The sequence below is a fragment of the Paraburkholderia tropica genome (assembly GCF_900109265.1).
Classification (GTDB): domain Bacteria; phylum Pseudomonadota; class Gammaproteobacteria; order Burkholderiales; family Burkholderiaceae; genus Paraburkholderia; species Paraburkholderia tropica.
Map to the genome: position 1 here is coordinate 19,269 of NZ_FNZM01000008.1, position 25,855 is coordinate 45,123.

A 25,855-nucleotide genomic window follows, 5' to 3' on the forward strand; every position below is an offset into this window, starting at 1 on the left:
TTCCGCTTGGGGTTCCCCAACGGGATCAGCCGAAGCGGCCGGTGATGTAGTCTTCCGTTTCCTTGCGGACCGGCTTGATGAAGATCTTCTCGGTGTCGCCGAACTCGATCAGTTCGCCGAGATACATGTACGCAGTGTAGTCCGAGCACCGCGCGGCCTGCTGCATGTTGTGGGTCACGATCACCACCGTGTAGTCGCTCTTGAGTTCCGCGATCAGTTCTTCGATGCGGCCCGTGGAAATCGGGTCGAGCGCCGAGCACGGCTCGTCGAGCAGCAGCACTTCCGGACGGATCGCAATGCCGCGCGCGATGCACAGACGCTGCTGCTGGCCGCCCGAGAGGCCGTAGCCGCTCTGGTTGAGCTTGTCCTTCACTTCGTTCCAGAGCGCCGCCTTGGTGAGCGCCCACTCGACGCGGTCGTCCATTTCCGGGCGCGACAGCTTCTCGAACATCTTCACGCCGAACGCGATGTTGTCGTAGATCGACATCGGGAACGGCGTCGGCTTCTGGAACACCATGCCGACGCGCGCGCGCAGCAGCGAAATGTCCTTGTTGTAGGTGAGCAGGTTCTCACCGTCCATCAGGATCTCGCCTTCGGCGCGCTGCTCGGGATAGAGCGCGTACATCTTGTTGAAGGTACGCAGCAGCGTGGACTTGCCGCAGCCCGACGGGCCGATGAACGCCGTCACCTTGCCTTCGGGAATCTGCAGGTTGATGTTCTTCAGCGCGTGGTACTTGCCGTAGAAGAAGTTCAGGTCCTTCACTTCGATCTTCGGTTTGCCGAGCATGAGGCCGCTTTTGCCCTGGGCGGGGTCGAGGCCCGACGGCGCAGTACCGTTTGCAACGGGATTAAGGTGACTCTCTGCCATATTCATCGGATGACTCCGCCCTTACTTTTTCGAAAAGATGGTGCGCGCGAGGATATTCAGCCCCAGCACGCCCAACGTGATCAGGAACACGCCGGCCCAGGCAAGCGACTGCCATTGCGAGAACGGGCTCATCGCAAACTTGTAGATGGTGACCGGAAGGTTCGCCATCGGCTGATTCATGTCCATGCTGAAGAACTGGTTCGACAGCGCCGTGAAGAGCAGCGGCGCGGTTTCGCCGGCGATACGCGCCACCGCGAGCAGCACGCCCGTCACGATGCCCGCGATCGACGCCTTGAGGGTGATCGACAGCACCATCTTCCACTTCGGCGTGCCGAGCGCGAAGGCCGCTTCACGCAGCGCGTTAGGCACCAGCTTGAGCATGTTCTCGGTCGTGCGGATCACGATCGGGATTTCCAGCAGCGCCAGCGAGATCGCACCCGCCCAGCCGCTGAAGTGGCCCATCTTGGCGACCACGAGCGCGTAGACGAACAGACCGACGACGATCGACGGCGCCGACAGCAGAATGTCGTTGATGAAGCGCGTGATGCTCGCGAGCCAGCCCTTCTGGCCGTATTCGGCGAGATAGACGCCCGCCAGGATGCCGATCGGCGTGCCGACGAAGGTGGCCAGCGCCACCAGTTGCAGACTGCCGACGATCGCGTTGGCGAGACCGCCGCCATCGGTGTTCGGCGGCGGCGTCGACTGCGTGAACAGTTGCACCGACAGACCGCCCACGCCGAGCGAGAGCGTCGTGTAGAGAATCCACACGAGCCACAGCAGGCCGAAGGCCATCGCGCCGAGCGACGCCGTCAGTGCGATCGCGTTGGTCACGCGGCGGCGGCTTTGCAGCTTGCCGCGCATGCGTTCGAGTTCGGGGCCGTAGATGGCGCCCGGGATTTTCAGCAGCGGCTCGCTCATCGCGCACCCTCCGACTTTTCAAGGCGCAGCAGCATGATCTTCGAGATCGCCAGCACGATGAAGGTAATCACGAACAGAATCAGGCCGAGCTCCATGAGCGCCGCCGTATGCAGGCCCGGGCTCGCTTCGGCGAACTCGTTGGCGAGCGCCGAGGTGATGCTGTTGCCCGGCGAGAACAGCGAGACGTTGTCGAGCAGGTTCGTATTGCCGATCACGAAGGTCACGGCCATCGTTTCGCCGAGCGCGCGGCCGAGGCCGAGCATCACGCCGCCGATCACGCCGGTCTTGGTGAAGGGCAGCACGATCTTCCACATCACTTCCCACGTCGTGCAGCCGATGCCGTACGCCGACTCCTTGAGCAGCACGGGCGTGACTTCGAACACGTCGCGCATCACCGAGGCGATGTACGGAATGATCATGATCGCGAGAATGACGCCCGCGCACAGAATGCCGATACCGATCGGCGGGCCCTGAAACAGCGGGCCGATCAGCCACACGTCGCCGAGCAGATGGCCGAGCGGGCGCTGGAAGTATTGCGCGAAAATCGGCGCGAACACGAGCAGACCCCACATGCCGTACACGATCGACGGGATCGCGGCGAGCAGTTCGATGGCAATGCCGAGCGGGCGGCGCAGCCACGCCGGCGACAGCTCGGTAAGGAACAGCGCGATGCCGAAGCTCACAGGCACGGCGATGATCAACGCGATCAGCGAGGTGGCGATCGTGCCGTAAATGGGCACGAGCGCGCCGAACTGGTCGCTGGGAGGATCCCAGTCGGCCGTCCAGAGGAATGAGAGACCGAACTTCTGGATCGTCGGCATCGAAGCGACGATCAGCGACACGATGATGCCGCCGAGCAGCAACAGCGTGACAATGGCGGCGCCGCGAGTGAGGCCGCCAAAAATGATGTCCCCTGCCGGGCTGGGCGCTTTCTGCTGCGCGGCGTTGCCGGGCGGGTTCGAGACGAGCGGGACGTCGGACATGATGACCTGTATCCAGTTGCCGCAAGCGAGGCTCGCGACGTTGATGCGGTTCCAGAACCGCCGACCGCCCTGCGCCGGTCCATTGACCGGTCGATCAGCAATCAGGGCGGCAGATCGTAGCGGGTGTATTTACGGAAATATTGCAGATTTATTACAACTGCATAACCAGTGTTCCGGAAGCAGCACGGGCCGCACGCGTGAGGCGGGCGGCCCGGTTCAGCTACACGGTCGGTCCGCTTATTCGGCGATTGCCTTGCCGCTTGCGTCCTTGACCTTTTCCTTCCACTGCGACTTGATCTCGCTCACGACCGATTGCGGCAGCGAGATGTAGTCGAGGCTGTCGGCGGCCGGCGTGCCGTTCTTGAATGCCCAGTCGAAGAACTTGAGCGTTTCCTTGCCTTGATCCGGCTTGTCCTGTGCCGTGTGCAGCAGCACGAACGTGGCGCCCACGACCGGCCATGCGTCCTTGCCCGGTTCGTTCGTCAGGATCTGGTAGAACGACTTCTTCCAGTCTGCGCCGGCGGCAGCGGCCTTGAACGTGTCCGTGCTCGGCTCGACGACCGCACCCGACTCGTTCTTCATGGCAGTGTAGACCATGTGATTTTGCTTGGCGTACGCCCACTCGACGTAGCCGATCGCGCCCGGCAGACGCTGCACGAAGGCGGCGACGCCGTCGTTGCCCTTACCGCCCGTACCCGTCGGCCAGTTCACGGTCGAGCCTTCGCCGACCTTGCTCTTCCACTCGGGATTGACCTTCGACAGGTAGTTCGTCCAGATGAAGCTGGTGCCCGAACCGTCGGCGCGGCGAACCACGGCGATGTCCAGATCCGGCAGCTTGACCTTCGGGTTCAGCGCGGCGATTTCGGGGTCATTCCACTTCTTGACCTTGCCGAGGTAGATGTCGCCGAGGACCTGGCCCGACAGCGTGATTTCGCCTGCCTTGATGCCCGGCACGTTGATCGCCGGCACGACGCCGCCCACCACCGTCGGGAACTGGAACAGGCCTTCCTTCGTCAGTTCGTCGTCCTTCAGGGGCGCGTCCGAACCTGCGAAATCGACCGTCTTGGCGACGATCTGCTTGATACCGCCCGACGAGCCGATGCCTTGGTAGTTCACCTTGCCGCCACCCGACTTTTGATAGGCATCCGCCCATTTCGTGTAGATCGGTGCTGCAAAGGTGCTGCCCGCGCCGGTGATGTCAGCAGCGTGGGCTGCCATCGCGAAGAGGGCGCCAGCAACGCCAGCGAGCGCGGTTTGCATCAATTTCATGAGACCTCCAGGTGTGTGAGCGGATGAACGACAGGGCGAAGAATAGGGCCTCTGTGTGACAGTACTGTGACGATTCATGAAGCGTTCGTGACAGTACGATTACCGCCTGAAAGTCGGGGAATCGAGAAATTAGGCGATCGCTTCAAAAGCGCGAATGCCCGGCTGGCAAGCCGTTGCGGCCGCCCTGCCCCGCCCGGCGGGCGTTTGCCCGTGCAGCGGGGTCCGACTGGAAATGCCGCGCGCAGGCGTCTGAAAGCTTTTCGAAAACGCGCGTGGGCGGTTCGCAAACGTTTTGGAACGTTCGCTCGAACAGCGAAATTTCCGCTGAAGAATGTGGTGCGGCGCACATGGAAAACGCGATGCGCGACGCATTGTCGCGCCCCGCATCGCGTTTTTTGCAGCCCTCAGGACCGCATTGCGCAGCCCAGGATCAAGCGGATGAAGCGGATCAGGCGATCGCGCGCTTCACCGTATCGGCGATCGATTCGGCGTAATGGAGCGTGTCGCGCTCGTCGCGCGCTTCCACCATCACGCGCAGCACCGGCTCCGTGCCCGACGCGCGGATCAGCACGCGGCCCTTGCCCTTGAGCTCGGCTTCGGCGTCCGCAATCGACTTCTGGATGGCGGCGTTGCCCTTCCAGTCGGCGCCCTGCGCGATGCGCACGTTGATGAGCTTCTGCGGGAACAGCGTGACGCCGTCGGTGAGCTCGGCGAGCGTCTGGCCATTGCGTTTCATGGCCGCGAGCACCAGCAGCGCCGACACGATGCCGTCGCCGGTCGTATGACGGTCCAGCGAGAGAATATGGCCCGACCCTTCCGCGCCGATCTGCCAGCCATGTTCGCGCAGCTGCTCCAGCACGTAGCGGTCGCCCACGTTCGCGCGCACGAACTGCACGCCGAGGCGCTCGAGCGCCTGCTCGACCGCGAGGTTGGTCATCAGCGTGCCGACCGCGCCTTGCACCTTGCCGTCGGTCGCGATGCGGTCCTTCACGAGCACGTAGAGCAGCTCGTCGCCGTTGTAGAGGCGGCCCTGTGCGTCGACCACCTGGAGGCGGTCGGCGTCGCCATCGAGCGCGATACCGAGGTCCGCGTGATTGGCGCGCACCGCACGCACGAGCGCATCGGGCGCCGTCGCGCCCACGCCGTCGTTGATGTTGAAGCCGTTCGGCGACACGCCGATCGGAATCACGTCGGCGCCCAGTTCATGGAACACGTGCGGGGCGATGTCGTAAGCCGCGCCGTTCGCGCAGTCGATCACGAGCTTCAGGCCGCGCAGATTGAACGCCTGCGGGAACGTGCTCTTGCAGAACTCGATGTAGCGCCCGCCCGCATCATGCAGACGACGCGCGCGGCCGAGCTGCTCGGAAGGCGCGCAGTCGAGCGGCAACTCGAGCTGCTCCTCGATCTGGGTTTCGACATCGTCGGGCAGCTTGTTGCCGTCGGCCGAGAAGAACTTGATGCCGTTGTCGTAGTACGGATTATGCGACGCGCTGATCACCACGCCGGCGGCCAGACGCAGCGCGCGCGTGAGATAGGCGATGCCGGGCGTGGTCATCGGTCCGGCCAGCATCACGTCGATACCCGCAGCCGACAGCCCCGCTTCGAGCGACGCTTCCAGCATGTAGCCCGAAATGCGCGTGTCCTTGCCGATCAACACGGACGGACGCGGCCCCGACGCCGGCGCGGCACCGGCCAGCACCTTGCCCGCGGCGTAACCCAGCCGCAGCACGAAATCGGGCGTGATCGGCGCGACGCCAACCTTGCCGCGAACCCCATCGGTTCCGAAATAACGACGTCCCATACCTCAAACCTCTCTTTGGTTCTATTTTGCGGCGCCTTCGCGCCGCGCTTTTCATGCTGTGCGGTTGTCTTTTGCTGCTGCTTTTCGCGCCTCGCGACCGCTAGCGTGCTTACACGCGTTCGGCGGCGCGCATCGCGCCCCACACCTTGAGCGCGTCGACTGTCGGCACCACGTCGTGCACGCGGATGATCGCCGCCCCCTTCTGCGCCGCGCACACTGCCGCGGCCACGCTGGCCGCCACACGCTCCGGCGCGGGCCGGTTGACGAGCGCGCCGAGCATCGACTTGCGCGACATGCCCGCGAGAACCGGATACGGCGCGACGCCCTGCGCCACCTCGGGCGCGGTCTGCGGCAGATGCGCGAGCAACGCGTAGTTGTGCTCGATCACCGACTTGCCGAAGCCAAAACCCGGATCGACGCTGATGCGCGCCTTCGCGATACCCGCCGCCTCGAGTGCGGCGCAGCGTTCGGCCAGAAACTCGCGCACCTCGCGCACCACGTCGACATAATCGGGCTCGCCGACCTGCATCGTCTGCGGCTCGCCGAGCATGTGCATCACGCACAGACCGCAATCGCTCTCGCGCACGGCATCGACGGCGCCCGGCATGCGAAAGCCCCAAATGTCGTTGATCAGGTCCGCGCCCGCGGCAATCGCGTGGCGCATGACTTCCGGCTTGTAGGTATCGATCGACAGCGGCACATTCGCGTCCTTGAGCCGCTCGATGAGCGGAATCACGCGTTCTAGCTCTTCGTCGAGCGGCACGGGCGGCGCGCCGGGACGCGTCGATTCTCCGCCGATATCGATGATGTCCACGCCGTCGAGCACCATCTGCTCGGCGCGGCGCAGCGCGTCGTCGAATGCCACGTAGCGGCCGCCGTCGGAAAACGAGTCGGGCGTGGCGTTGAGTATCCCCATGACGAGCGGACGCTCGAAGGTCAACGTGAAACGGCCGCAGACGAGCGGCTCCGGGGCAAGCTCAGGGTGAGGATTATGACCCTGTGAAGTCAGATTGGGCACGTCAAGAAACGTCAGAGGTGTAACGAAATACGGCCGCGCGCAAACGCGGACTCGACAGCCTGCGCGTCACGGCGACCAGAAATGCAAAACGGGCCGGCGTGATCTTCACACCGGCCCGCAACTTTACTCGATCTGACGCACCGCAGGCGGTCAGGCCGGCGCAGTGGCGCTGCTGCCGGGCTTGACTTCGGTGCCCGTGCTGCTGCCACCCGACGAAGCATCGCCCGCAGACGGGCTGCTCTTCGGCGAGCGCGGCGGACGGCCGGCCATGATGTCGTTGATCTGATCGGCGTCGATCGTTTCCCACTCCATCAGCGCGGCGGTCATGGCTTCGACCTTGTCGCGGTTTTCGTCGAGCAGACGCTTCGCGAGGCCGTACTGCTCGTCGAGCACGCGGCGGATTTCCGCGTCGACCTTCTGCTGCGTGGCTTCCGAAATCACACGCGTGAAGCCCTTGCCGAATGCGCCGCCGTCGTTGTCGTCGTCGGCGTAGACCATCGGTCCGAGCGCGTCGGTCATGCCGAAGCGCGTGACCATGGCGCGGGCCGTCTGCGTTGCCTTGTTGAAGTCGTCCGAGGCGCCCGTGCTGATCAGGTTCATGAACAGCTCTTCCGCCACGCGGCCGCCGAACAGAATGGCCAGACGATCCAGCAGATAGTCCTTCGAGTACGTTTCGTTGTCGTGCTCAGGCAACTGCCACGTCACGCCCAGTGCACGGCCACGCGGAATGATCGTGACCTTGTGAACCGGATCGGCCTTCGGCAGCAGCTTCGCGATCACGGCGTGACCCGACTCGTGATACGCCGTCGCGCGCTTCGCTTCTTCGCGGATAACAGCCGACTTGCGCTCCGGACCCATGAAGATCTTGTCCTTTGCGTCTTCGAAGTCCTGCATTTCGACGATGCGCTTGCCGCGACGCGCCGCGAACAGCGCGGCTTCGTTCACGAGGTTCGCGAGGTCGGCGCCCGAGAAGCCCGGCGTGCCGCGTGCGATGACCGCTGCGTCCACGTCGTTGGCGATCGGCACCTTGCGCAGGTGAACCTTCATGATCTGCTCGCGGCCACGGATGTCCGGCAGACCGACGTAGACCTGACGGTCGAAACGGCCCGGACGCAGCAGCGCCTTGTCGAGCACGTCCGAACGGTTGGTTGCCGCGATCACGATGACGCCCGAGTTCGCCTCGAAACCGTCCATCTCCACCAGCATCTGGTTCAGCGTCTGTTCGCGCTCGTCATTACCGCCGCCCATGCCGGCGCCGCGATGACGGCCGACCGCGTCGATTTCGTCGATGAACACGATACAGGGCGCGTGCTTCTTGGCCTGTTCGAACATGTCGCGCACGCGGGCCGCGCCCACGCCGACGAACATTTCAACGAAGTCCGAACCCGAGATGCTGAAGAACGGCACCTTCGCTTCGCCGGCGATGGCGCGCGCAAGCAGCGTCTTACCGGTACCCGGTGGGCCGACCAGCAGCACGCCGCGCGGGATGCGACCGCCCAGCTTCTGGAATTTTTGCGGATCACGCAGGAAGTCGACGAGCTCGGACACTTCTTCCTTGGCTTCGTCGCAGCCTGCGACGTCGGAGAAGTTGACCGCGTTGTTGTTTTCGTCGATCAGACGCGCGCGCGACTTGCCGAACGAGAACGCCCCGCCCTTGCCGCCGCCCTGCATCTGTCTCATCATGTAGAACCAGAACACGATGATCAGGATCGTTGGCCCGAGGTAGTACAACGCCGAGACGAGCGCATTCGGCTCTTCGTCGGCCTTGCCGCTCACCTGCACGCCGTATTTCATCAGGTCGCCGACCATCCAGATGTCACCCGGGGAGACGATCTGGTATTTCTGGCCGTCGGCCGGAGTGACTGTGAGGTTCCGCCCCTGCACCACGACGTTCTTGACCTTGCCGTTCTTCGCGTCGTCCATGAACTGCGAATAGGAAACGCCTTCCTGGACACGGGGCTTGTCGAACTGCTTGAACACCGTAAACAGCACCAGTGCGATTACCAGCCACACCGCTGCCTTCGAAAACATGTTGTTGTTCAAAGCACCACTCCTTCACTCATAGACGGGCGCCTACATTTGCCTTGCGACACCACCAAAGCATTCTAATCCAGTACGCAGGGCCTCGCCATAACGTTTCGCTACCGCCGAGATAGCCCGCGCGCCTTGCCGGAACTGCCTCCGGAGGCCGGCGCGAAGCTTTTTCGCACCGCTTCATGACAGTTATTGCAAAGCGCTTGCTGCACCGGAACCGATTCTTTCGCGTTGCCCGGTTTAACGGGGTCGCTTCAGATGTTTGCCCAATATAAACGTTTCGGACGATTTATCGCGCGAAGCTTTCGGCTTGCGCGCGGCCACGACCTTGAACTGATGCTTGAAGTTCTCGACGATCTGGCTGTAACCACTGCCGTGAAAGCATTTTACTAAAAGGGCACCATCAGGTTTCAGATGATTCTGCGAAAACTCGAGCGCGAGATCGCAAATATGCTCGATGCGCGCGGCGTCCGCAGACGCGACTCCGGACAGATTGGGTGCCATGTCCGAAATTACAAGGTCCACCGGACGACCGCCCAGCGATTCTTCCAGTTGCGCGAGCACGGAGTCTTCGCGGAAGTCGCCCTGCAGGAATTGCACGTCGGCGATCGGCTCCATGGGCAGCAGGTCGAGCGCAATGATTGTGCCGTCGATGCCGCCCTGACGCTGCTCGTCGCGCTTCGAGCTCTGCACGAGTTTGTTGCGCGCGTACTGGCTCCAGCTGCCCGGTGCGGCGCCGAGGTCGACGATCACCATGCCCGGGCGGATCAGTTTGTCCTGCTCGTCGATTTCCTTCAGCTTGTAGGCGGCGCGGGCGCGATAACCCTCCCGCTGCGCCATCTTCACATACGGATCGTTAATATGGTCGTGCAGCCACGACGTGTTGAAGCGGTTTTTTGCCATTAAAGATGAACTCTTGCTGCGTGATGTCGCGCTTTTAGCGGATAATACGCGTTTAATTCGTGCGGCCGTCGCGGCCCGTCCGGTTTCTGTGGCGTGTTTGCACCGCCGCGCCTGCCGGTCTCTGCCCGCGCCGCGCCGTCCTCCACGGTTTTTTCCGTTGTTTCCGACGCGCCTTTCGCCCGGCGGCCCCTTGTTGTGTGGCCGCGATTCATGGCGAGCGCCGTCATTTTAGTCGAGTCTGCCACATCCCATGCCCGCCCTCACTCTTACTGCCGAACAGCGCTCCGAACTTCGTTCCGCGGCTCACGCGCTCAAACCGGTCGTGCTCATCGGCGCCGAGGGACTGACCGACGCCGTCCTGAAGGAAATCCAGGTTCACCTCGACGCGCACCAGCTCATCAAGGTGCGCGTGTTCGGCGACGAGCGCGAAGAACGCGTGGCGATCTACGAAGAGATCTGCGACCGCCTGAACGCCGCGCCCATCCAGCACATCGGCAAGCTGCTGGTGATCTACAAGCCGGAACAGGCCAAGCCGAAGACCACCCTGGCCCGCGCCGGCGCACGCGGCACCGTGTCGCGCCCGGCAGGTGACGTACCGAGCGCACGCGAAGCCGGCAAGCGTGGCGCGTCGCCACGCGTGGTCAAGGTCGTCAAGCCGTCGGACAACCCGATGCGCAAGCCGAAGAAGCAAAGCGTCACGGTCAAGGGCAACGAACGCGTCACGCAAGGCGGCAACGTCAAGCGCGCCAAGAAGCGTCAGACCAGCGCGAAGCGTTCGCATCAGAACGCCAAGTAAGCAAGCCGTTCCGGGCGACAGCTTCTTCGCCCGAAGGCCGAAATAAAAAAGCGCGGCACGCATGCCGCGCTTTTTTGTTGCGCGATCGAGTCGCGCGTACTTCACTCAGCCACTCAGCGGCGCACGCCACGCGCCGAAGGCAGCAGCCACACGAGCCACGCGCCCAGCAGGCTTTCGATCAGATAGAACAGACTCGAAATGCCGTGCAGCATACCGAAGCGGCTCGCATACGCCGAATGAGCGATGTCGATACCCGCCTGCGCCGCATTCATGCGCATGGCGTTCATGAACGGCTGCAGCGCGTAATAACCGACCACCACGCACAGCAGCATGCCGACCAGCAACCAGCGCAGCCGCCGATAACCGATCTCGCCGCGCTTCACGAACACGTTCGCGAGCATGAGCAGCACCACGCCGCTCACGAGCCCGATCATGCCTTCGATGCGAAACACCTGCGCCGCGATCGCGCCCGCCGACATGTGGTCGAGCGACGCGAACAACACGGGCGCCACCGCGTAACCGATCGTCAGCTGGCTGCCGACCCACAGCATCGCGATCAGCGCGAACAGGCGGTGCGGCACGAGCGAGCCGCCCTGGCGGCTGGCCGCGATGTCGGCGCTCACGTCATTTTTCACGTCGTGACCCATGATCGGCGCCTTCTCAGATGTAACGAACCTCGATGACTTCGTACTCGCGCACGCCGCTCGGCGCCTGCACCGCGGCCACGTCGCCTTCCGACTTGCCGATCAGTGCGCGCGCGATGGGCGAGCTCACCGAAATGAGGCCGTGCTCGAGGTCGGCTTCGTCGTCGCCGACGATCTGGTACGTGACCGTATTGCCCGATTCGAGGTCCTCGAGATCGACGGTCGAGCCGAACACGACGCGGCCTTCGGCCTCCAGCGTGGACGGGTCGATGACCTGCGCGGCCGCCAGCTTCGATTCGATTTCGGCGATGCGGCCTTCGATGAAGCCCTGCTTTTCCTTCGCGGCATCGTATTCCGCGTTTTCCGACAGATCGCCCTGGGCGCGCGCTTCGGCGATCGAATTGATGACCGCCGGACGCTCGACGGATTTCAGGCGCTGCAATTCTCCGCGAAGTTGATCTGCGCCGCGCTTGGTCAAGGGAATCGTGCTCATAAACAACTCGTTCAGCCGCTTGGGGCCGTATTGATGCCGCCCGCGACTGCGCGGACGGCCATAAAAAAAATTCCGCGGTTAAGTGCATTCCGCGAGGGTGGCGGCGCATGCGTGCGCAGCCTGAAGACCCTGTTGGAACGCCGCTTAACCGCGGCACATTCAGCTGTTTGCCTGCCTCGTTACGTATTGGACAGGCAAAGGAAGCCTTAGTTTAGGCGAGCGTGGAGGCCTTGTAAATCATAGACTTCCAGGTTCTTCAGGTAGCGCAGACCCTCGACGGCGGCGCGCGCGCCGGACATCGTGGTGTAGTACGTGACCTTGTTCGCCTGCGCGCTCATGCGGATCGAACGCGAGTCGGCGATCGCCGCGCGGGTTTCGTCGACGGTCGTGAACACCAGCGAAATCTCGCCGTTCTTGATCATGTCGACGATGTGCGGACGGCCGTCCTTCACCTTGTTGACGACCTTGACCGGCACGCCGGCCGCTTCGATCGCCGCTGCCGTGCCGCGCGTGGCGACCAGACCGTAGCCGAGTTCGTGCAGCATGCGCGCGACTTCGACGGCCTTCGGCTTGTCCGAATCCATCACCGTGATGAAAACGGTGCCCGACTCCGGCAGACGCGAACCGGCCGCGAGCTGCGACTTGAACAGCGCTTCACCGAAGGTCTTGCCCACGCCCATCACTTCGCCGGTCGAACGCATTTCGGGTCCGAGCACCGGATCGACTGCCGGGAACTTGATGAAGGGGAACACCGCTTCCTTCACGCTGAAGTACGGCGGCACGACTTCCTTCGTCACGCCCTGGTCGACCAGCTTCTGGCCGACCATCGCCCGCGCCGCGATCTTCGCGAGCGGCAGGCTGGTCGCCTTCGACACGTACGGCACCGTACGCGACGCACGCGGATTCACTTCCAGCACGTAGATGATGTCCTTCTTCGAACCGTCGTCCTGCGGCACCTGCTGGATCGCGAACTGCACGTTCATCAGGCCGACCACGTTCAGCGCCTTCGCCATGGCGGCGGTTTGACGCTTGAGCTCGGTCACCGTTTCCTGCGACAGCGAGTACGGCGGCAGCGAGCAAGCCGAGTCGCCCGAGTGCACGCCCGCCTGTTCGATGTGCTCCATCACGCCGCCGATGAACACGTCCGTGCCATCCGAAATGCAGTCCACGTCGCATTCGATCGCGTCGTTCAGGAAGCGGTCGAGCAGCACCGGCGAGTCGTTCGACACCTTCACGGCCTCGCGCATGTAGCGCTCGAGATCGCGCGGCTCGTGGACGATTTCCATCGCGCGGCCGCCCAGCACGTACGACGGACGCACGACGAGCGGGTAGCCGATTTCGTCGGCGAGCTTGAGCGCTTCGTCTTCGGCGCGTGCGGTACGGTTCGGCGGCTGACGCAGGTTCAAGTCCTGCAGCAGCTTCTGGAAGCGCTCGCGGTCTTCGGCCGCGTCGATCATGTCCGGCGAGGTGCCGACGATGGGCACGCCGTTCGCCTCGAGGTCGAGCGCGAGCTTCAGCGGCGTCTGGCCGCCGTACTGCACGATCACGCCAACCGGCTTTTCGAGATCGACGATTTCGAGCACGTCTTCGAGCGTGAGCGACTCGAAGTACAGACGGTCGGACGTGTCGTAGTCGGTCGACACCGTTTCCGGGTTGCAGTTGACCATGATCGTTTCGTAGCCGTCTTCGCGCATCGCGAGTGCGGCGTGCACGCAGCAGTAGTCGAACTCGATACCCTGGCCGATCCGGTTCGGGCCGCCGCCCAGCACCATGATCTTCTTGTTGTTCGTCGGGCTCGCCTCGCACTCTTCCTCATAGGTCGAGTACATGTAGGCGGTCTTCGTGGCGAACTCGGCCGCGCAGGTGTCCACGCGCTTGTAGACCGGGCGCACGTTCAGCTCGATACGACGCTTGCGCACGTCCGCGGCGTTGCTGCCCAGCAGCTTCGCCAGACGGCGATCCGAGAAACCGCTTTGCTTGAGGTACTTCAGCTCGTCCTTCGACAGGCTTTCGAGCGTGCGGCCCTTCGCGGCCTCTTCCTTCTGGATGATCTGTTCGATCTGCGCGAGGAACCACGGATCGATTGCGGTTTCTTCGAAGATCTCTTCGCGCGTCATGCCCACGCGGAATGCGTCGCCCACATACCAGATGCGGTCCGGACCGGCTTCGCCGATCTCGCGGATGATCTCGTCGCGGCTCGTGGTCTTTTCGTCCAGACCGTCGACGCCGACTTCGAGACCGCGCAGCGCCTTCTGGAACGATTCCTGGAACGTGCGGCCAATCGCCATCACTTCGCCGACCGACTTCATCTGCGTGGTGAGGCGCGAATCGGCTTCGCGGAATTTTTCGAACGCGAAACGGGGGATCTTCGTGACGACGTAGTCGATGGTCGGCTCGAACGACGCCGGGGTCGCGCCGCCGGTGATTTCGTTCTTGAGCTCGTCCAGCGTGTAGCCGACGGCCAGCTTCGCCGCGACCTTGGCGATCGGGAAGCCCGTGGCCTTCGACGCCAGCGCCGACGAACGCGACACGCGCGGGTTCATTTCGATCACGATCATGCGGCCGGTCTTCGGATCGATCGAGAACTGCACGTTCGAACCGCCCGTGTCCACGCCGATCTCGCGCAGCACCGCCAGCGAGGCGTCGCGCAGGATCTGATATTCCTTGTCGGTGAGCGTTTGCGCCGGCGCGACCGTGATCGAGTCGCCGGTGTGGATGCCCATCGGATCCAGATTTTCGATCGAGCACACGATGATGCAGTTATCCGCCTTGTCGCGGACCACTTCCATCTCGTATTCCTTCCAGCCGAGCAGCGACTCTTCGATCAGCAGTTCGCGCGTGGGCGAGAGGTCGAGACCGCGCTTGCAGATCTCTTCGAACTCTTCGCGGTTGTACGCGATACCGCCGCCCGAACCGCCGAGCGTGAACGACGGACGGATCACGACCGGATAGCCGCCCGTGCCGGTGAATTCGGCGATCTCGCCTTGCACCTTGAGCGCCTCTTCCATCGAGTGCGCGACGCCCGACTTCGCCGAACCGAGACCGATCGTGGTCATCGCGTCCTTGAACTTCTGGCGGTCTTCGGCCTTGTCGATGGCTTCCGGCGATGCGCCGATCAGCTCGACGTTGTACTTCGTCAGCACGCCGTGGTGATGCAGATCGAGCGCGCAGTTCAGCGCGGTCTGGCCGCCCATCGTCGGCAGGATCGCGTCCGGGCGCTCCTTCTCGATGATGCGCTCCACCACTTCCCACGTGATCGGCTCGATGTAGGTGACGTCGGCCGTGTTCGGGTCGGTCATGATCGTCGCCGGATTGCTGTTGACGAGGATGACCTTGTAGCCTTCTTCACGCAGCGCCTTGCATGCCTGCGCGCCCGAATAGTCGAACTCGCACGCCTGGCCGATGATGATCGGACCCGCGCCGATGATGAGAATGCTCTTGATGTCTGTCCGCTTGGGCATAACGCTCTCGCTAAATATTCCTGTGTCTTTTACGTCTGGCGGCTTGCCTGCTCTGCTCGCCGCCGGGTGCGCGCGTGGGCCGGATCGAAACCCGGCTCGCTGCGCACTCTGCTCTGCTCGTTCCTGCGGGCCGCGCTTACGCCCGGGCCTTGTCCATCAGCGCCGTGAAGCGGTCGAACAGGTAGCCGATGTCGTGCGGGCCGGGCGACGCTTCCGGGTGACCCTGGAAGCAGAACGCGGGCTTGTCGGTCAGCTCGAAACCTTGCAGCGTGCCGTCGAACAGCGAAACGTGCGTCACGCGCGCATTCGCCGGCAGCGATGCGGCGTCGACCGCGAAGCCGTGGTTCTGCGACGTGATGACCACGCGGCCATCGCCGAGATCCTTGACCGGATGATTCGCGCCGTGGTGGCCCGTCTTCATCTTGAGCGTCTTCGCGCCGACGGCGAGGCCCATGATCTGGTGACCGAGACAGATGCCGAACGTGGGGATGCCGCGCTCGATGAGCGTCTGCGCCGCCTTGATCGCGTAGTCGCACGGTTCCGGATCGCCGGGGCCGTTCGAGAGGAACACGCCGTCCGGGTTCAGCGCGAGCGCGTCTTCAGCCGTCGCTTGCGCCGGCAGCACCGTGACGTCGCAGCCGCGCTCGGCGAGCATGCGCAGGATGTTCTGCTTCACGCCGTAGTCGAACGCGACGACCTTGTACTTCGGCGCCGATTGCGTGCGATAGCCTTCGCCCAGACGCCACTCCGTGGTGTTCCACGTGTAGGTCTTGTCGGTCGAGACGACCTTTGCGAGGTCCATGCCCGCGAGGCCCGGGAACGAGCGCGCGAGTTCGATCGCCTTGGCTTCGTCGTCGGAACCGGCGAGGATCGCGCCGTTCTGCGCGCCCTTGTCGCGCAGGATACGCGTGAGCTTGCGCGTATCGATACCGGCGATGGCGACCACGCCTTCGTCCTTCAGATACTGGCCGAGCGTGCGCTCCATGCGGAAGTTGGAGGCGAGCACGGGCAGGTCGCGAATGATCAGACCGGCGGCATGGACTTTCGTGGCTTCGACGTCTTCGGCATTGACGCCGACATTGCCGATATGCGGATACGTGAGGGTAACGATCTGGCGAGCGTAGCTCGGGTCGGTCAGGATTTCCTGATAACCGGTGATAGCCGTGTTGAACACGACTTCGCCGATCGTATGGCCGGGCGCGCCGATCGAATAACCACGAAAGACCGTGCCGTCGGCGAGCGCGAGCAGAGCGGGAGAGAATGACGGCAACACGGGAGACTCCTTGGGGGAGCACCCTGTGCCGACCTGTTGTCCGACGTTGCGATCTTGCGACCTGGAGCGGCTGCGGCGTCGGCATCCTGTACGGCGGGATCAGGACGCGCGCGCGGCGCACTCGTTGCGCGGCTTATCCGTGCGTCTGGCAGTCTGGGCGCCGGGCCTGAACGTGCGTTTGTGACGCTCGATCGGGCGGCAGCCGGCCATTTCGACGGTAAAGCGCGGGCGGCGGATGAACGGATGGGGGGAGGTAGGCGCTAGGGTGCGGGTTGATAAGCTCAAACCTTGAAATTATAGCGCGAAATTACCCTTTCCTTCAAATTTCGAGATGACGTCGGGCCATCGGCGCGGTGCCGGGAGGCGCCACGACGCCCTTTCCACTATAGGCGGCGCGGCGCGCAGGACAAATGGGGAGCGGGATCGGGCAAATTCGTCGTGCGCCTGTCATCGCGACGCTCGCGCCCTTTTATCTCCCGGCCGCCCCGCGCTTGTGGCAACAACTTGTGACAACAATCACGCGCACATCGAACGCACGCCCAACGCAATCCGGACACACCAACGAAAACGCCGTCACCTGGCGGGGTGACGGCGTCAAAAAGCTAGTAGTGATCGGAGCGAAACACCATGCGCTGCCCCCGCAACGCATAGCTGAGCACCCTACGCTGCCGCTATTTGGACTTGTGCTTCTGCGTGTGGGTGTCGGCCTTCGAGCGGCTCGCCGTACCCTTCGACGCCTTGCTGGGCGCTGCGCTGGAAGCCTTGGCCTTGACCGGTTCGGAAACCTTCACGACTTCGTTGCGCGCGCGACCGTGTTTCTTATCGTAGCGCGACTTCGAGCCGGTGTCTGCAATCCGGGTGCCGATGCGCTGCACGCCGCCACCGGAAACGTTCGTTGCCAGACGCTCGGGGCCCGGCTCGCTCGGCATCGACTTGCCGACCGGCACGTGCAGCACCAGCACCTGACCCGGCGACGCGAGATCGCGATGCGTGCGGTTCCACGCCTTGAGCTGGCCGACCGAGACGCCGTAGCGGCTGGCGATCGTTTCCATCGACTGCTTGCGGCGCACGCGGATCAGCATCTTGCGCGTGTCGGGCACGTCCGGCTCCATCGCGAGCACGGCGCTTTCGGCGACGTCGGCGCTGATGTCTTCGTCGTCGCCGTCGTCGGTGCGCGGCACCACGAGCGTCGACCCGGGCTTCAGGCGCATGCCCGCCGGAATCTTGTTGACCGACATGAGCGTGTCCGCGTCCACGCCGATCTTCTGCGCGATGGCCGCCGGCGTGGCGCGCGAATCGGTGGTGTACACCGTCCACGACGAGAGCTGGCCCGAATACGACTTCAGGTTGCGCTCGAATGCGCTGGCGTTATCGAACGGCAGCAGGATCTGCGGGTCGGTCGCGCCGAGAATGACCGGCTTCTTGAACGACGGATTGAGCGAGCGGAACTCGTCGGGCGCCATGTTCGCGAGCTTGGCCGCGACATCCACGTCGATGTCGTGCGAGGTGGTGACGGTGACGAAATACGGGTGGTTCGGAATCGAAGGCAGCGTGAGGCCGTACTGCTGCGGATTCATCACGATGTTCTTGACGGCCTGGAGCTTCGGCACGTAATTGCGCGTCTCGTTGGGCATGCGCAGGCTCTGGTAGTCGGTCGGCAGACCGGCGGCCTGGTTGCGCGCGATGGCGCGCTGCACGTTGCCCTCGCCCCAGTTGTACGCGGCGAGCGCGAGATACCAGTCGCCGAACATGTCGTGCAGACGCGAGAGGTAATCGAGCGCGGCGCTGGTCGAGGCCAGCACGTCGCGGCGCTCGTCCTGCCACATGTTCTGCTTGAGGTTGTAAGTGCGGCCCGTGCCCGGCACGAACTGCCACATGCCCGCGGCCTTCGCGACCGACAGCGCCTGCGGGTTATAGGCGGATTCGATGAACGGCAGCAGCGCAAGCTCGGTCGGCATATGGCGCGCTTCGAGCTCTTCGACGATGTGGTACAGATATTTTTGCGAGCGCTCGGTCATGCGCGCCACGTAGTCCGGACGCTCCGCATACCACTGCGCATTCATGTCGACCAGATCGCTCTGCAGATCGGGCATCTGGAAGCCGCGGCGAATACGACCCCAAAGGTCGGCGTCCGGGCTCGTGAGCTGATCGACCGAGCCGTTATCGACGTTAATCGTTTCTTTCGCTGCGGAAGTCTTACGGATCTGGTCGGCGCGCGCCTGGGGGTCGGCGGGAGAAAGAGAGCTGGCTGAATTCGCCGCAGGCCCGCCGCTCGCGCACGCGGCGAGCATGAGGACCAGCAGCGCACTTAGGATAAATCGCATGAACGTCTACATCCGCAAGGCTGGAATTTGCAGCCGATAGTACGGAACGCACACGTTTCCGTCAATCGGAATAATTGGAAAAAGCCATGCAAATCCGCAGCTTGGGTGTGGTTCCATACGTTTGGGTTGAGCATACCCACGCATCGCAGTGGGTCAGCGGAACCTTCAGCGGAACCTGTTCTTCCATTCGCGCATCAGCGTGAATGCGGCCAGCCGGTCGGGCACCGTTTCATGCAGCGCCTCGGCAAGCGTGGCCTGCACGGCGGGATCGTCGGCGCGCAGGAAAGGATTCACCGCGCGCTCGTGGGCGATCGTGGTCGGCAAGGTCGGCACACCGCGTTCGCGCAGCGACGAAGCCTTCGCGCTCCAGTCGTGCAGCGCGGCGTTGTCCGGATCGCAGGCGAGCGCGAAACGAATGTTAGAAAGCGTGTATTCGTGGGCGCAATGAACCTGTGTGTCGCCGGGCAACGCGGCAAACGAATCGAGCGACGCGAGCATCTGCGCGGGCGTGCCTTCGAACAGGCGGCCGCAACCGCAGGCGAACAGCGTGTCGCCGCAAAAAAGATGAGGCACGGCGTTCAGTGAACCCGCCGCCTGAAAATAGGCGATGTGTCCGCGCGTGTGGCCCGGTACATCCATCACCTTCAGATCGAGCGCGGGCGCTTCGATGCGCACCGTGTCGCCGCCACGCATGCGCGTGACGAACGGATCGAGCGGACCGAGCGCCTCGCCGGCCGGGCCGTAGACGGGCACGCGCTCATCCGAAAGGAGATCGGCCACTCCGCCGACGTGGTCGTTGTGGTGATGGGTGAGTAAAATAGCGCAGAGCCGCCAGCCTCGTTTCGCCACATAATCGCGAACCGGCGCGGCGTCGCCCGGATCGACGGCGACGGCATTGCGGCCGTCCGACACGACCCAGATGTAGTTATCTTCAAAAGCCGGAACCGGCACGTATTCGAGCGCAGCGGAAGACGCGCGCGCGTGCTCAAGCGGACTCTTCATGGGGCGACGTACTCTTCGACATGTCTGACCGAACGATTATAGACTGGCCCGCCTGGACCGCTTCGCCCGCCGGAAGGTACGTGCTCGACTGGGAGCAGGAGCAACTGGACCGCATGGTGTCGAACATTTTCGGCTACCATGCGCTGCAAATCGGCCTGCCGCAACTCGACGCGCTGCGCGAGAACCGCATGTCGTGCCGCGCGCTCGTGCTCGACGGCGCGAGCGCGGCCAGCGCGCCTTACGTTGCGCCGCTCGCGCCGGGCGGCTCGCATCACGCTTCGGTTCATGCAGGGCAGAACGCCGGCCTCATCGATACGAGCGCCGCGCCGTCGCTGCATGCTCCGACCGGGCGCAGCACGATCTGGTGCGATCATCTCGATCTGCCGTTCGAGGCGCAGAGCGTCGACCTGATCGTGATGCCGCACACGCTCGAATTCACGAGCGACCCGCACCGCCTGCTGCGCGAAGCCGAACGCGTGCTGATGCCCGAGGGCCAGCTCGTGATCGTCGGCTTCAACTCGCTGTCGCTGTGGGGCGCGCGTCAGTCGGCGGGCAAGCTCACGGGCCGCCCTTTCCTGCCCGCGCGTCAGGACCTGATCGCCTTCACGCGTCTGAAAGACTGGATCAAGCTGCTCGGCTTCGAACTCGAACGCGGGCGCTTCGGCTGCTATCGGCCGCCGCTTTCGACCGACAAATGGCTCGGCCGCTATGGCTTCATGGAAGCCGCGGGCGACCGCTGGTGGGCGATCTTCGGCGCGGTCTACATGATCACGGCGATCAAGCGCGTGCGCGGCATGCGCCTCGTCGGACCGCTGAAGGTCAAGAAACCGGTGCTGGCGCCGAGCCTGAAGGCCGCGGCCACCACCCCTTCCCCTACACGCAACAAGGACTCATGAGCACACCCGACTTCGTCGAAATCTTCACGGACGGCGCCTGCAAGGGCAACCCTGGCCCCGGCGGCTGGGGCGCGCTGCTGCGCTTCGGCGCACAGGAAAAGGAACTGTTCGGCGGCGAGGCCGGCACGACCAACAACCGCATGGAGCTGATGGGCGTGATCGCCGCGCTCGAAGCGCTCAAGCGCCCGTGCAAGGTGATCGTGCACACCGATTCGCAATATGTGCAGAAAGGCATCAGCGAATGGATTCACGGCTGGAAAAAGAAGAACTGGATGACCGCCGCGAAAACGCCCGTCAAGAACGACGACCTGTGGAAGCGCCTCGACGCGCTCGTCGCGCAACACGAGGTGGAGTGGCGCTGGGTCAAGGGCCACGCCGGCCATCCGGAAAACGAGCGCGCCGACGCGCTCGCGAACCGCGGCGTCGCCACGCTCACCGAACGCTGAGCCTTTAAAACGCGGCGCGTCCTGTCCGCCGACACGCGCGCCGCCCACGCAATCCTGTTTCAAACGCCATGCGCCAGATCATTCTCGATACCGAAACCACCGGCCTCAACGCCCGCACGGGCGACCGCATCATCGAAATCGGCTGCGTCGAGCTCGTGAACCGCCGGCTCACGGGCAACAACCTGCACTTCTACATCAACCCGGAACGCGACAGCGACCCGGGCGCGCTCGCGGTGCACGGCCTGACCACCGAATTCCTCTCCGACAAGCCGAAATTCGCCGAAGTCGCGAACGAGATTCTCGACTTCATTCGCGGCGCGGAACTGATCATTCACAACGCGCCGTTCGACATCGGCTTTCTCGATGCCGAGCTTGCGATGGTCGGCCAGCCGCCGCTCAAGCAGCATTGCGGCGAGGTGATCGACACGCTGGTGCAGGCCAAGCAGATCTTCCCGGGCAAACGCAATTCGCTCGATGCGCTGTGCGACCGCTTCGGCATCAGCAACGCGCACCGCACGCTGCACGGCGCACTGCTCGACTCGGAACTGCTCGCCGAAGTCTATCTGGCGATGACGCGCGGCCAGGAAAGCCTCGTGATCGACATGTCGAGCGCGCACGACGCGAACGATGCCGGCGCCGCGCCGCGCGTGCGCTTCGAGACGCTCGCGCTGCCCGTGATCGCCGCGAGCGCCGACGAGATCAGCGAGCACGACGCCCTGCTCGACGGCCTCGACAAGGCGCTCAAAGGCACCTCGGTCTGGCGCACACAGCCCGTCGTCGAAGAAAATTCGGGTACTGTGCAAAATACTTAAAAAAGGGCTTTACAAGACTGAAAATGCCCGGCATAATTTGAATCTCTTCGGGTGGTTAGCTCAGCGGTAGAGCACTGCCTTCACACGGCAGGGGTCACTGGTTCGATCCCAGTACTACCCACCAGGATTCTGGTGTTGGTAAAGACAAGCACCGAAGATAAAAAGCCCCGTTGCGCAAGCAACGGGGCTTTTTTCATTTGCGGCCATTGGTTCGGATTGCTGATGAATGGCGTCCGGGGCACTTCCGCGCGGGCGTCCCGTTACGACGCGCCGTCCGCGCCCATTCCCGCCAGCCCGATACCGCGCGCCATGCCGGTCGCGGCAAACACCATCACCACGAGCAACAGCGTCTGCCACCTGCCGATGCGTGCGTATTTCGGCGCGTGCGTGAGATCGGGCACGTCGCCGTTTTTGACGGCGTTGCGCCAGCGCAGGAGCGCCATCATCGGAGCGATTTCGAGCAGAAGGATCAGCACGAGCGCGCCCATCTTCACGTGAAAGAGCGGTTCGTGCAGGTAGTAGTCCGCGCCCTTCTCGAAGCCGCCGAACGCACGCATCGCGCCCGTGACGATCAGCACCAGCGCCGAGCCGCCCCAGCCGTTATCGGCGCTGAAGATGGCGGGCAGCCCTTCTGTCGAGGTGCAGCGGCGCAGACCGCGCGAGCGCCGCACGATCGAGGCGAGCGCGAAACCGAAGGCCAGCAGATGAATGGCGGCAAGCAACCAGCGGACTAGCATGGCGACTCCTTCGAAGCGGCGATGGATCGGCAAGCTGGGGCGGAGCGCGCTCCGCGGTGACGGCGGAAATCGTAAAGACGATCGAAGCAGAGACAAGCAGAAGGAATAGCAGAAACGCGAGAAACCAGGCGGCAACCCGCGACGCGGCGAACCGCGCTCGCGCATCAAGCCTGTTTCAGCGCGGCATCCAGCGCGCGGGCGGCCACGCGGTCGCCCTCGGTCATAAGACGGATGCGGAACACGGTCTGACGGTTGTGCCCCGCCGCGGCCGGCGAGTCCCACATCAATGCGATTTTCGGACGGCGGTCGTGCGACGACGCAGCCGTCTGAACCGGCGCGATCAGCGCGATCTGCGTACTTGGCGTGGGTGCCGTGGCCGGTGCAGCCGGAACCACGGGCGCAGCCGACTCAGCCGACTCAGCCGACTCAGCCGACTCAGCCGACGCCGCCAGCGTGGTCTCGGCATCGAGCGGTGCGTGCGCCGGTATCACCGGCTCGCCGACCGGTTCGCTGACCGGCGCGGCGCCCACGCCGCCCGGCTCACCCGCCCGCCCAGGATTCGATCCATCCCGCACCCGCGCGCCGCCGGGCCAGCGCACCGACAACTCGCGCGCGTCATACTGGCCGAGCTTGCGGCTTTCGAGCCAGACCACCGTCGTGCGCGTCGCGACATCGATCGAGACCGCATAGCGTCCGATCGCAAAACGCCGCGCCGCGAAGTTCGACCGCCACAGCGCCCGCGGACGGCAGATCCACACAACGGCCGCGTACAGCGCGGGCAGCACCACGAGCCAGCCGTTGGTCTCGGCGGCGGCGTGCACGGCGCGACGCCAGCCCGCCATCCAGACGAAGGCGCCGATCGACCAGAGCGCGAACAGACAACCGAAAACGCCGAAGAAGCGCAGCGCCTGACGCAGCCATTGCGGCAGCGGATGGAACGGACGCTCCACGCGCGCCTTCGCGCCCGGCAACACGATCAGCAGAAACAGGAAGACGAGATTCAGACACGCGACCGGCGACGAGGCCATTCCCTCGAGCGCCGCGATGAAATTCATCTGCGCCATCGAATGGAGCCAGCGCGCAAGGATCACGAGACCGATCGCGCGCAACGCGAACATCGTGCCGGCACCGGGAACGGTGACGGCGCGCGTCGGTCGGGTTCTTGCCAAGGCACTTCTCCTGATGTCGCTGTCGTAAAAAAGGGCCGCCAATTTCGCGGAACGGCCATTATAGGGACATTGCCGCCGCCCCTCACGCTCGCAGCCGGTGAGAACCGTTACGTGCGGCGTAAATGTAACAACGCCCCAGTGCAAGGCACTGAGGCGTTGTGAAAACTCGCGCGAGCCGTCAGACGACGGCCCGAACCGCGCGCTTAGCTGGCGTTGACTTCGCGCAGCACGGTGCGGCGCTTCTGGCGCAGCATTTCTTCGTACACGGCGACGTAGTTCTTCGCCATAACCTTCGACGAGAAACGCGATTCGAACGCGCCGCGCACCTTCTCGCGCGACAGCGTGGACAGGCGCTTGACCGCCGCGACCGCACTGATTTCGTCTTCGACGACGAAACCCGACACGCCGTTGTCGATGACTTCCGGCACCGAACCGCGCTTGAACGCGATGACCGGCGTGCCGCAAGCCATGGCTTCGATCATGACCAGACCGAAGGGCTCCGGCCAGTCGATCGGGAACACCAGCGCGTGCGCGTTGCCGAGGAATTCACGCTTTTCGTGCTCGCCGATTTCGCCGATGTACTCGACGTGCGACTGCGCCATCAGCGGCTTGATGACTTCTTCATAGTAGGCGCGGTCGGCCTTGTCGATCTTGGCGGCGACCTTGAGCTTCATGCCGGCCTGACCGGCGATGCGGATCGCCTTGTCGAGACCCTTCTCCGGCGAAACGCGGCCGAGGAAGGCGAGATAGCCCGGTTCGACGTTTTCGATCGGACGCAGCACGTCTTCCGGCAGGCCGTGGTAGACGGTCTGTTGCCAGTTGGCTTGCTGCAGCGGCAGGCGCTGGTTGTCCGAGATCGAGACGACCGGCACGTCGCTGAACGCGTTGAAGATCGGTTGCAGTTCCGGCAGGTCCAGGCGGCCGTGCATCGTCGTGACGAAAGGCACTTCCTGACGCTGGAACAGCGAGAACGGGTAGTAGTCGATGTGGAAATGCAGCACGTCGAATTCATGCGCGCGGCGGCGCACTTCTTCGAGCAGCAGCATGTGTGGAGCCATCACGTCGCGAATCGTCGGGTCGAGGCGCAGCGCCTGCGGCCAGAAAGCTTCGAGCTTCGCCGAGGTAATCGAATCGCCGCTCGCGAACAGCGTAACATCGTGACCCTGTTCGACCAGCGCTTCGGTCAGGTAGGAGACCACCCGTTCCGTGCCGCCGTACAGCTTGGGAGGAACCGCCTCGTGCAACGGAGCGATTTGAGCGATTCGCATAGTGGTGAACTCCTTCCTCGTAATAAATCGGGCAAAGTACTGCAAGTTTGACAATCGACCTCGCGAGCCGCGGCGTGTTTGCCGCTCGCCCTGCCAGGCGTTCCGTACCGCTAACCGCGCCGGATGCCCGGCACACAGACCGACGCAGTTGTCTCGTGACGGATCGTCACGCGCGGCGGCTCAGGCGGTAAACGCGCAGGGGTCGCTGTCGTTGACACAAAAGCTGTCAATTTCCCTACGCCGTTCGAGTCGGCATTATCGGGGTTTGCACCCATAGCCGGCTAGAACATTTCAAAGTCTTTACGTTGTTACAAACTGGAAACACTCCGCAACCCCCTGTTTTTAAAGACAGTTATAGATTAGGGGAGCGCTTCCGGCCGGCGCGTGGCGCTGGCAACCGGAACCGGGCCGTCACACGCCGTCTGGCGCGTGACGCATGCGACATCTTACGAATCGCACGCGTGAATCCTGGTCCACTGTGGGACACTGGCGCAGACCGTTCGCGAACCGTTCGCGCGATGTTCACAAACTGTTTGCAGACTGTTCGGATAACGCGATGCGACAGCGCATCGAAGAATGCCGAACGCAATCCATAATTGTATCTCTAAAAAGGCCGGGAAAACCTGCTGAACCTTGGCCACGACACCTTGCAGGAAGGCACACCGGTTGCCGCGTAGTCGCGATAAGATGCGCGCGCATCAGGCACGGGGCATGCGCCCCGCGTAATGGATGTTTACAAT

Annotated in this window: 21 protein-coding genes and 1 tRNA gene; 5 read left to right on the forward strand and 17 right to left on the reverse strand. The window is 63.8% G+C overall.

All coding sequences use genetic code 11. The annotated features are described in order from the left end of the window. Window positions 1-25: 25 nt before the first annotated feature. The 8 genes from pstB to BMY06_RS14215 all read right to left on the reverse strand — a co-directional run bounded on the left by pstB (window position 26) and on the right by BMY06_RS14215 (window position 9,794). Window positions 26-874, reverse strand: coding sequence for a phosphate ABC transporter ATP-binding protein PstB (gene pstB, locus BMY06_RS14175; protein ID WP_065061352.1), 849 nt, complete (start codon window positions 872-874; stop codon window positions 26-28). 15 nt (window positions 875-889) lie between these two features. Further along, complete coding sequence (pstA, locus tag BMY06_RS14180) at window positions 890-1,786, reverse strand: phosphate ABC transporter permease PstA (protein ID WP_065061351.1); 897 nt, start codon at window positions 1,784-1,786, stop codon at window positions 890-892. After that, complete coding sequence (gene pstC / locus BMY06_RS14185; RefSeq protein WP_065061350.1) at window positions 1,783-2,769, reverse strand: phosphate ABC transporter permease PstC; 987 nt, start codon at window positions 2,767-2,769, stop codon at window positions 1,783-1,785. Before pstC ends, pstA begins: the two co-directional genes overlap by 4 nt. Before the next feature lie 237 nt (window positions 2,770-3,006). Further along, window positions 3,007-4,038 carry a phosphate ABC transporter substrate-binding protein PstS gene (gene pstS, locus BMY06_RS14190; protein WP_065061349.1) on the reverse strand — a complete coding sequence of 344 codons (1,032 nt, stop codon included), beginning with the start codon at window positions 4,036-4,038 and terminating at the stop codon, window positions 3,007-3,009. Between the two features lie 448 nt (window positions 4,039-4,486). Then, window positions 4,487-5,839: a phosphoglucosamine mutase gene (gene glmM / locus BMY06_RS14200; RefSeq protein ID WP_074983812.1), complete on the reverse strand. Its 1,353-nt coding sequence runs from the start codon at window positions 5,837-5,839 to the stop codon at window positions 4,487-4,489. Window positions 5,840-5,948: 109 nt separating this feature from the next. Further along, window positions 5,949-6,755, reverse strand: a complete 807-nt coding sequence (gene folP / locus BMY06_RS14205; RefSeq protein WP_080180367.1) for a dihydropteroate synthase — start codon at window positions 6,753-6,755, stop codon at window positions 5,949-5,951. A 252-nt stretch (window positions 6,756-7,007) separates the two neighbouring features. Then, entirely contained in the window at window positions 7,008-8,900 is a 1,893-nt protein-coding gene (ftsH, locus tag BMY06_RS14210; RefSeq protein ID WP_065061347.1) for an ATP-dependent zinc metalloprotease FtsH, read from the reverse strand. Between the two features lie 231 nt (window positions 8,901-9,131). Next, window positions 9,132-9,794, reverse strand: coding sequence for an RlmE family RNA methyltransferase (locus BMY06_RS14215; RefSeq protein ID WP_065061346.1), 663 nt, complete (start codon window positions 9,792-9,794; stop codon window positions 9,132-9,134). 250 nt (window positions 9,795-10,044) lie between these two features. Between BMY06_RS14215 and yhbY the strand changes: the two genes are divergently transcribed. Beyond that, entirely contained in the window at window positions 10,045-10,590 is a 546-nt protein-coding gene (gene yhbY / locus BMY06_RS14220) for a ribosome assembly RNA-binding protein YhbY (protein WP_065061345.1), read from the forward strand. 113 nt (window positions 10,591-10,703) lie between these two features. On the opposite strand, the gene BMY06_RS14225 is transcribed toward yhbY, so the two are convergent. From BMY06_RS14225 to gloB, 6 genes are all read right to left on the reverse strand, one after another. Further along, window positions 10,704-11,171: a DUF4149 domain-containing protein gene (locus BMY06_RS14225; protein WP_065061410.1), complete on the reverse strand. Its 468-nt coding sequence runs from the start codon at window positions 11,169-11,171 to the stop codon at window positions 10,704-10,706. Window positions 11,172-11,250: 79 nt separating this feature from the next. After that, window positions 11,251-11,727, reverse strand: a complete 477-nt coding sequence (greA, locus tag BMY06_RS14230) for a transcription elongation factor GreA (protein WP_065061344.1) — start codon at window positions 11,725-11,727, stop codon at window positions 11,251-11,253. Window positions 11,728-11,933: 206 nt separating this feature from the next. Beyond that, entirely contained in the window at window positions 11,934-15,188 is a 3,255-nt protein-coding gene (gene carB / locus BMY06_RS14235; protein WP_074983814.1) for a carbamoyl-phosphate synthase large subunit, read from the reverse strand. Window positions 15,189-15,324: 136 nt separating this feature from the next. After that, on the reverse strand, window positions 15,325-16,461 hold the full coding sequence (gene carA, locus BMY06_RS14240) for a glutamine-hydrolyzing carbamoyl-phosphate synthase small subunit (RefSeq protein ID WP_074983816.1): 1,137 nt from the start codon (window positions 16,459-16,461) through the stop codon (window positions 15,325-15,327). 671 nt (window positions 16,462-17,132) lie between these two features. Next, window positions 17,133-18,785, reverse strand: a complete 1,653-nt coding sequence (locus BMY06_RS14245) for a transglycosylase SLT domain-containing protein (RefSeq protein WP_065061341.1) — start codon at window positions 18,783-18,785, stop codon at window positions 17,133-17,135. Window positions 18,786-18,950: 165 nt separating this feature from the next. Next, window positions 18,951-19,787, reverse strand: coding sequence for a hydroxyacylglutathione hydrolase (gloB, locus tag BMY06_RS14250; RefSeq protein WP_074983817.1), 837 nt, complete (start codon window positions 19,785-19,787; stop codon window positions 18,951-18,953). Between the two features lie 20 nt (window positions 19,788-19,807). Between gloB and BMY06_RS14255 the strand changes: the two genes are divergently transcribed. The 4 genes from BMY06_RS14255 (at window position 19,808) to BMY06_RS14270 (ending at window position 22,065) form a co-directional block, all read left to right on the forward strand. Continuing rightward, the gene (locus tag BMY06_RS14255) at window positions 19,808-20,683 is read left to right on the forward strand and encodes a class I SAM-dependent methyltransferase (RefSeq protein ID WP_074983819.1); all 876 of its coding nucleotides are present in this window, start codon (window positions 19,808-19,810) and stop codon (window positions 20,681-20,683) included. Continuing rightward, window positions 20,680-21,129 carry a ribonuclease HI gene (gene rnhA / locus BMY06_RS14260; protein ID WP_074983820.1) on the forward strand — a complete coding sequence of 150 codons (450 nt, stop codon included), beginning with the start codon at window positions 20,680-20,682 and terminating at the stop codon, window positions 21,127-21,129. The genes BMY06_RS14255 and rnhA overlap by 4 nt, the downstream gene beginning before the upstream one ends. Window positions 21,130-21,197: 68 nt before the next feature. Continuing rightward, the gene (gene dnaQ / locus BMY06_RS14265; RefSeq protein ID WP_065061337.1) at window positions 21,198-21,941 is read left to right on the forward strand and encodes a DNA polymerase III subunit epsilon; all 744 of its coding nucleotides are present in this window, start codon (window positions 21,198-21,200) and stop codon (window positions 21,939-21,941) included. A 49-nt stretch (window positions 21,942-21,990) separates the two neighbouring features. After that, window positions 21,991-22,065: transfer RNA gene (locus BMY06_RS14270), tRNA-Val, on the forward strand. Window positions 22,066-22,201: 136 nt separating this feature from the next. On the opposite strand, the gene BMY06_RS14275 is transcribed toward BMY06_RS14270, so the two are convergent. The 3 genes from BMY06_RS14275 to BMY06_RS14285 all read right to left on the reverse strand — a co-directional run bounded on the left by BMY06_RS14275 (window position 22,202) and on the right by BMY06_RS14285 (window position 25,115). After that, window positions 22,202-22,678 carry a DUF2214 family protein gene (locus BMY06_RS14275; RefSeq protein ID WP_065061336.1) on the reverse strand — a complete coding sequence of 159 codons (477 nt, stop codon included), beginning with the start codon at window positions 22,676-22,678 and terminating at the stop codon, window positions 22,202-22,204. A gap of 164 nt (window positions 22,679-22,842) precedes the next feature. Further along, window positions 22,843-23,847, reverse strand: coding sequence for a hypothetical protein (locus BMY06_RS14280; protein ID WP_074983822.1), 1,005 nt, complete (start codon window positions 23,845-23,847; stop codon window positions 22,843-22,845). Between the two features lie 203 nt (window positions 23,848-24,050). Next, entirely contained in the window at window positions 24,051-25,115 is a 1,065-nt protein-coding gene (locus BMY06_RS14285; protein WP_065061334.1) for a glycosyltransferase family 4 protein, read from the reverse strand. Between the last annotated feature and the right edge of the window lie 740 nt (window positions 25,116-25,855).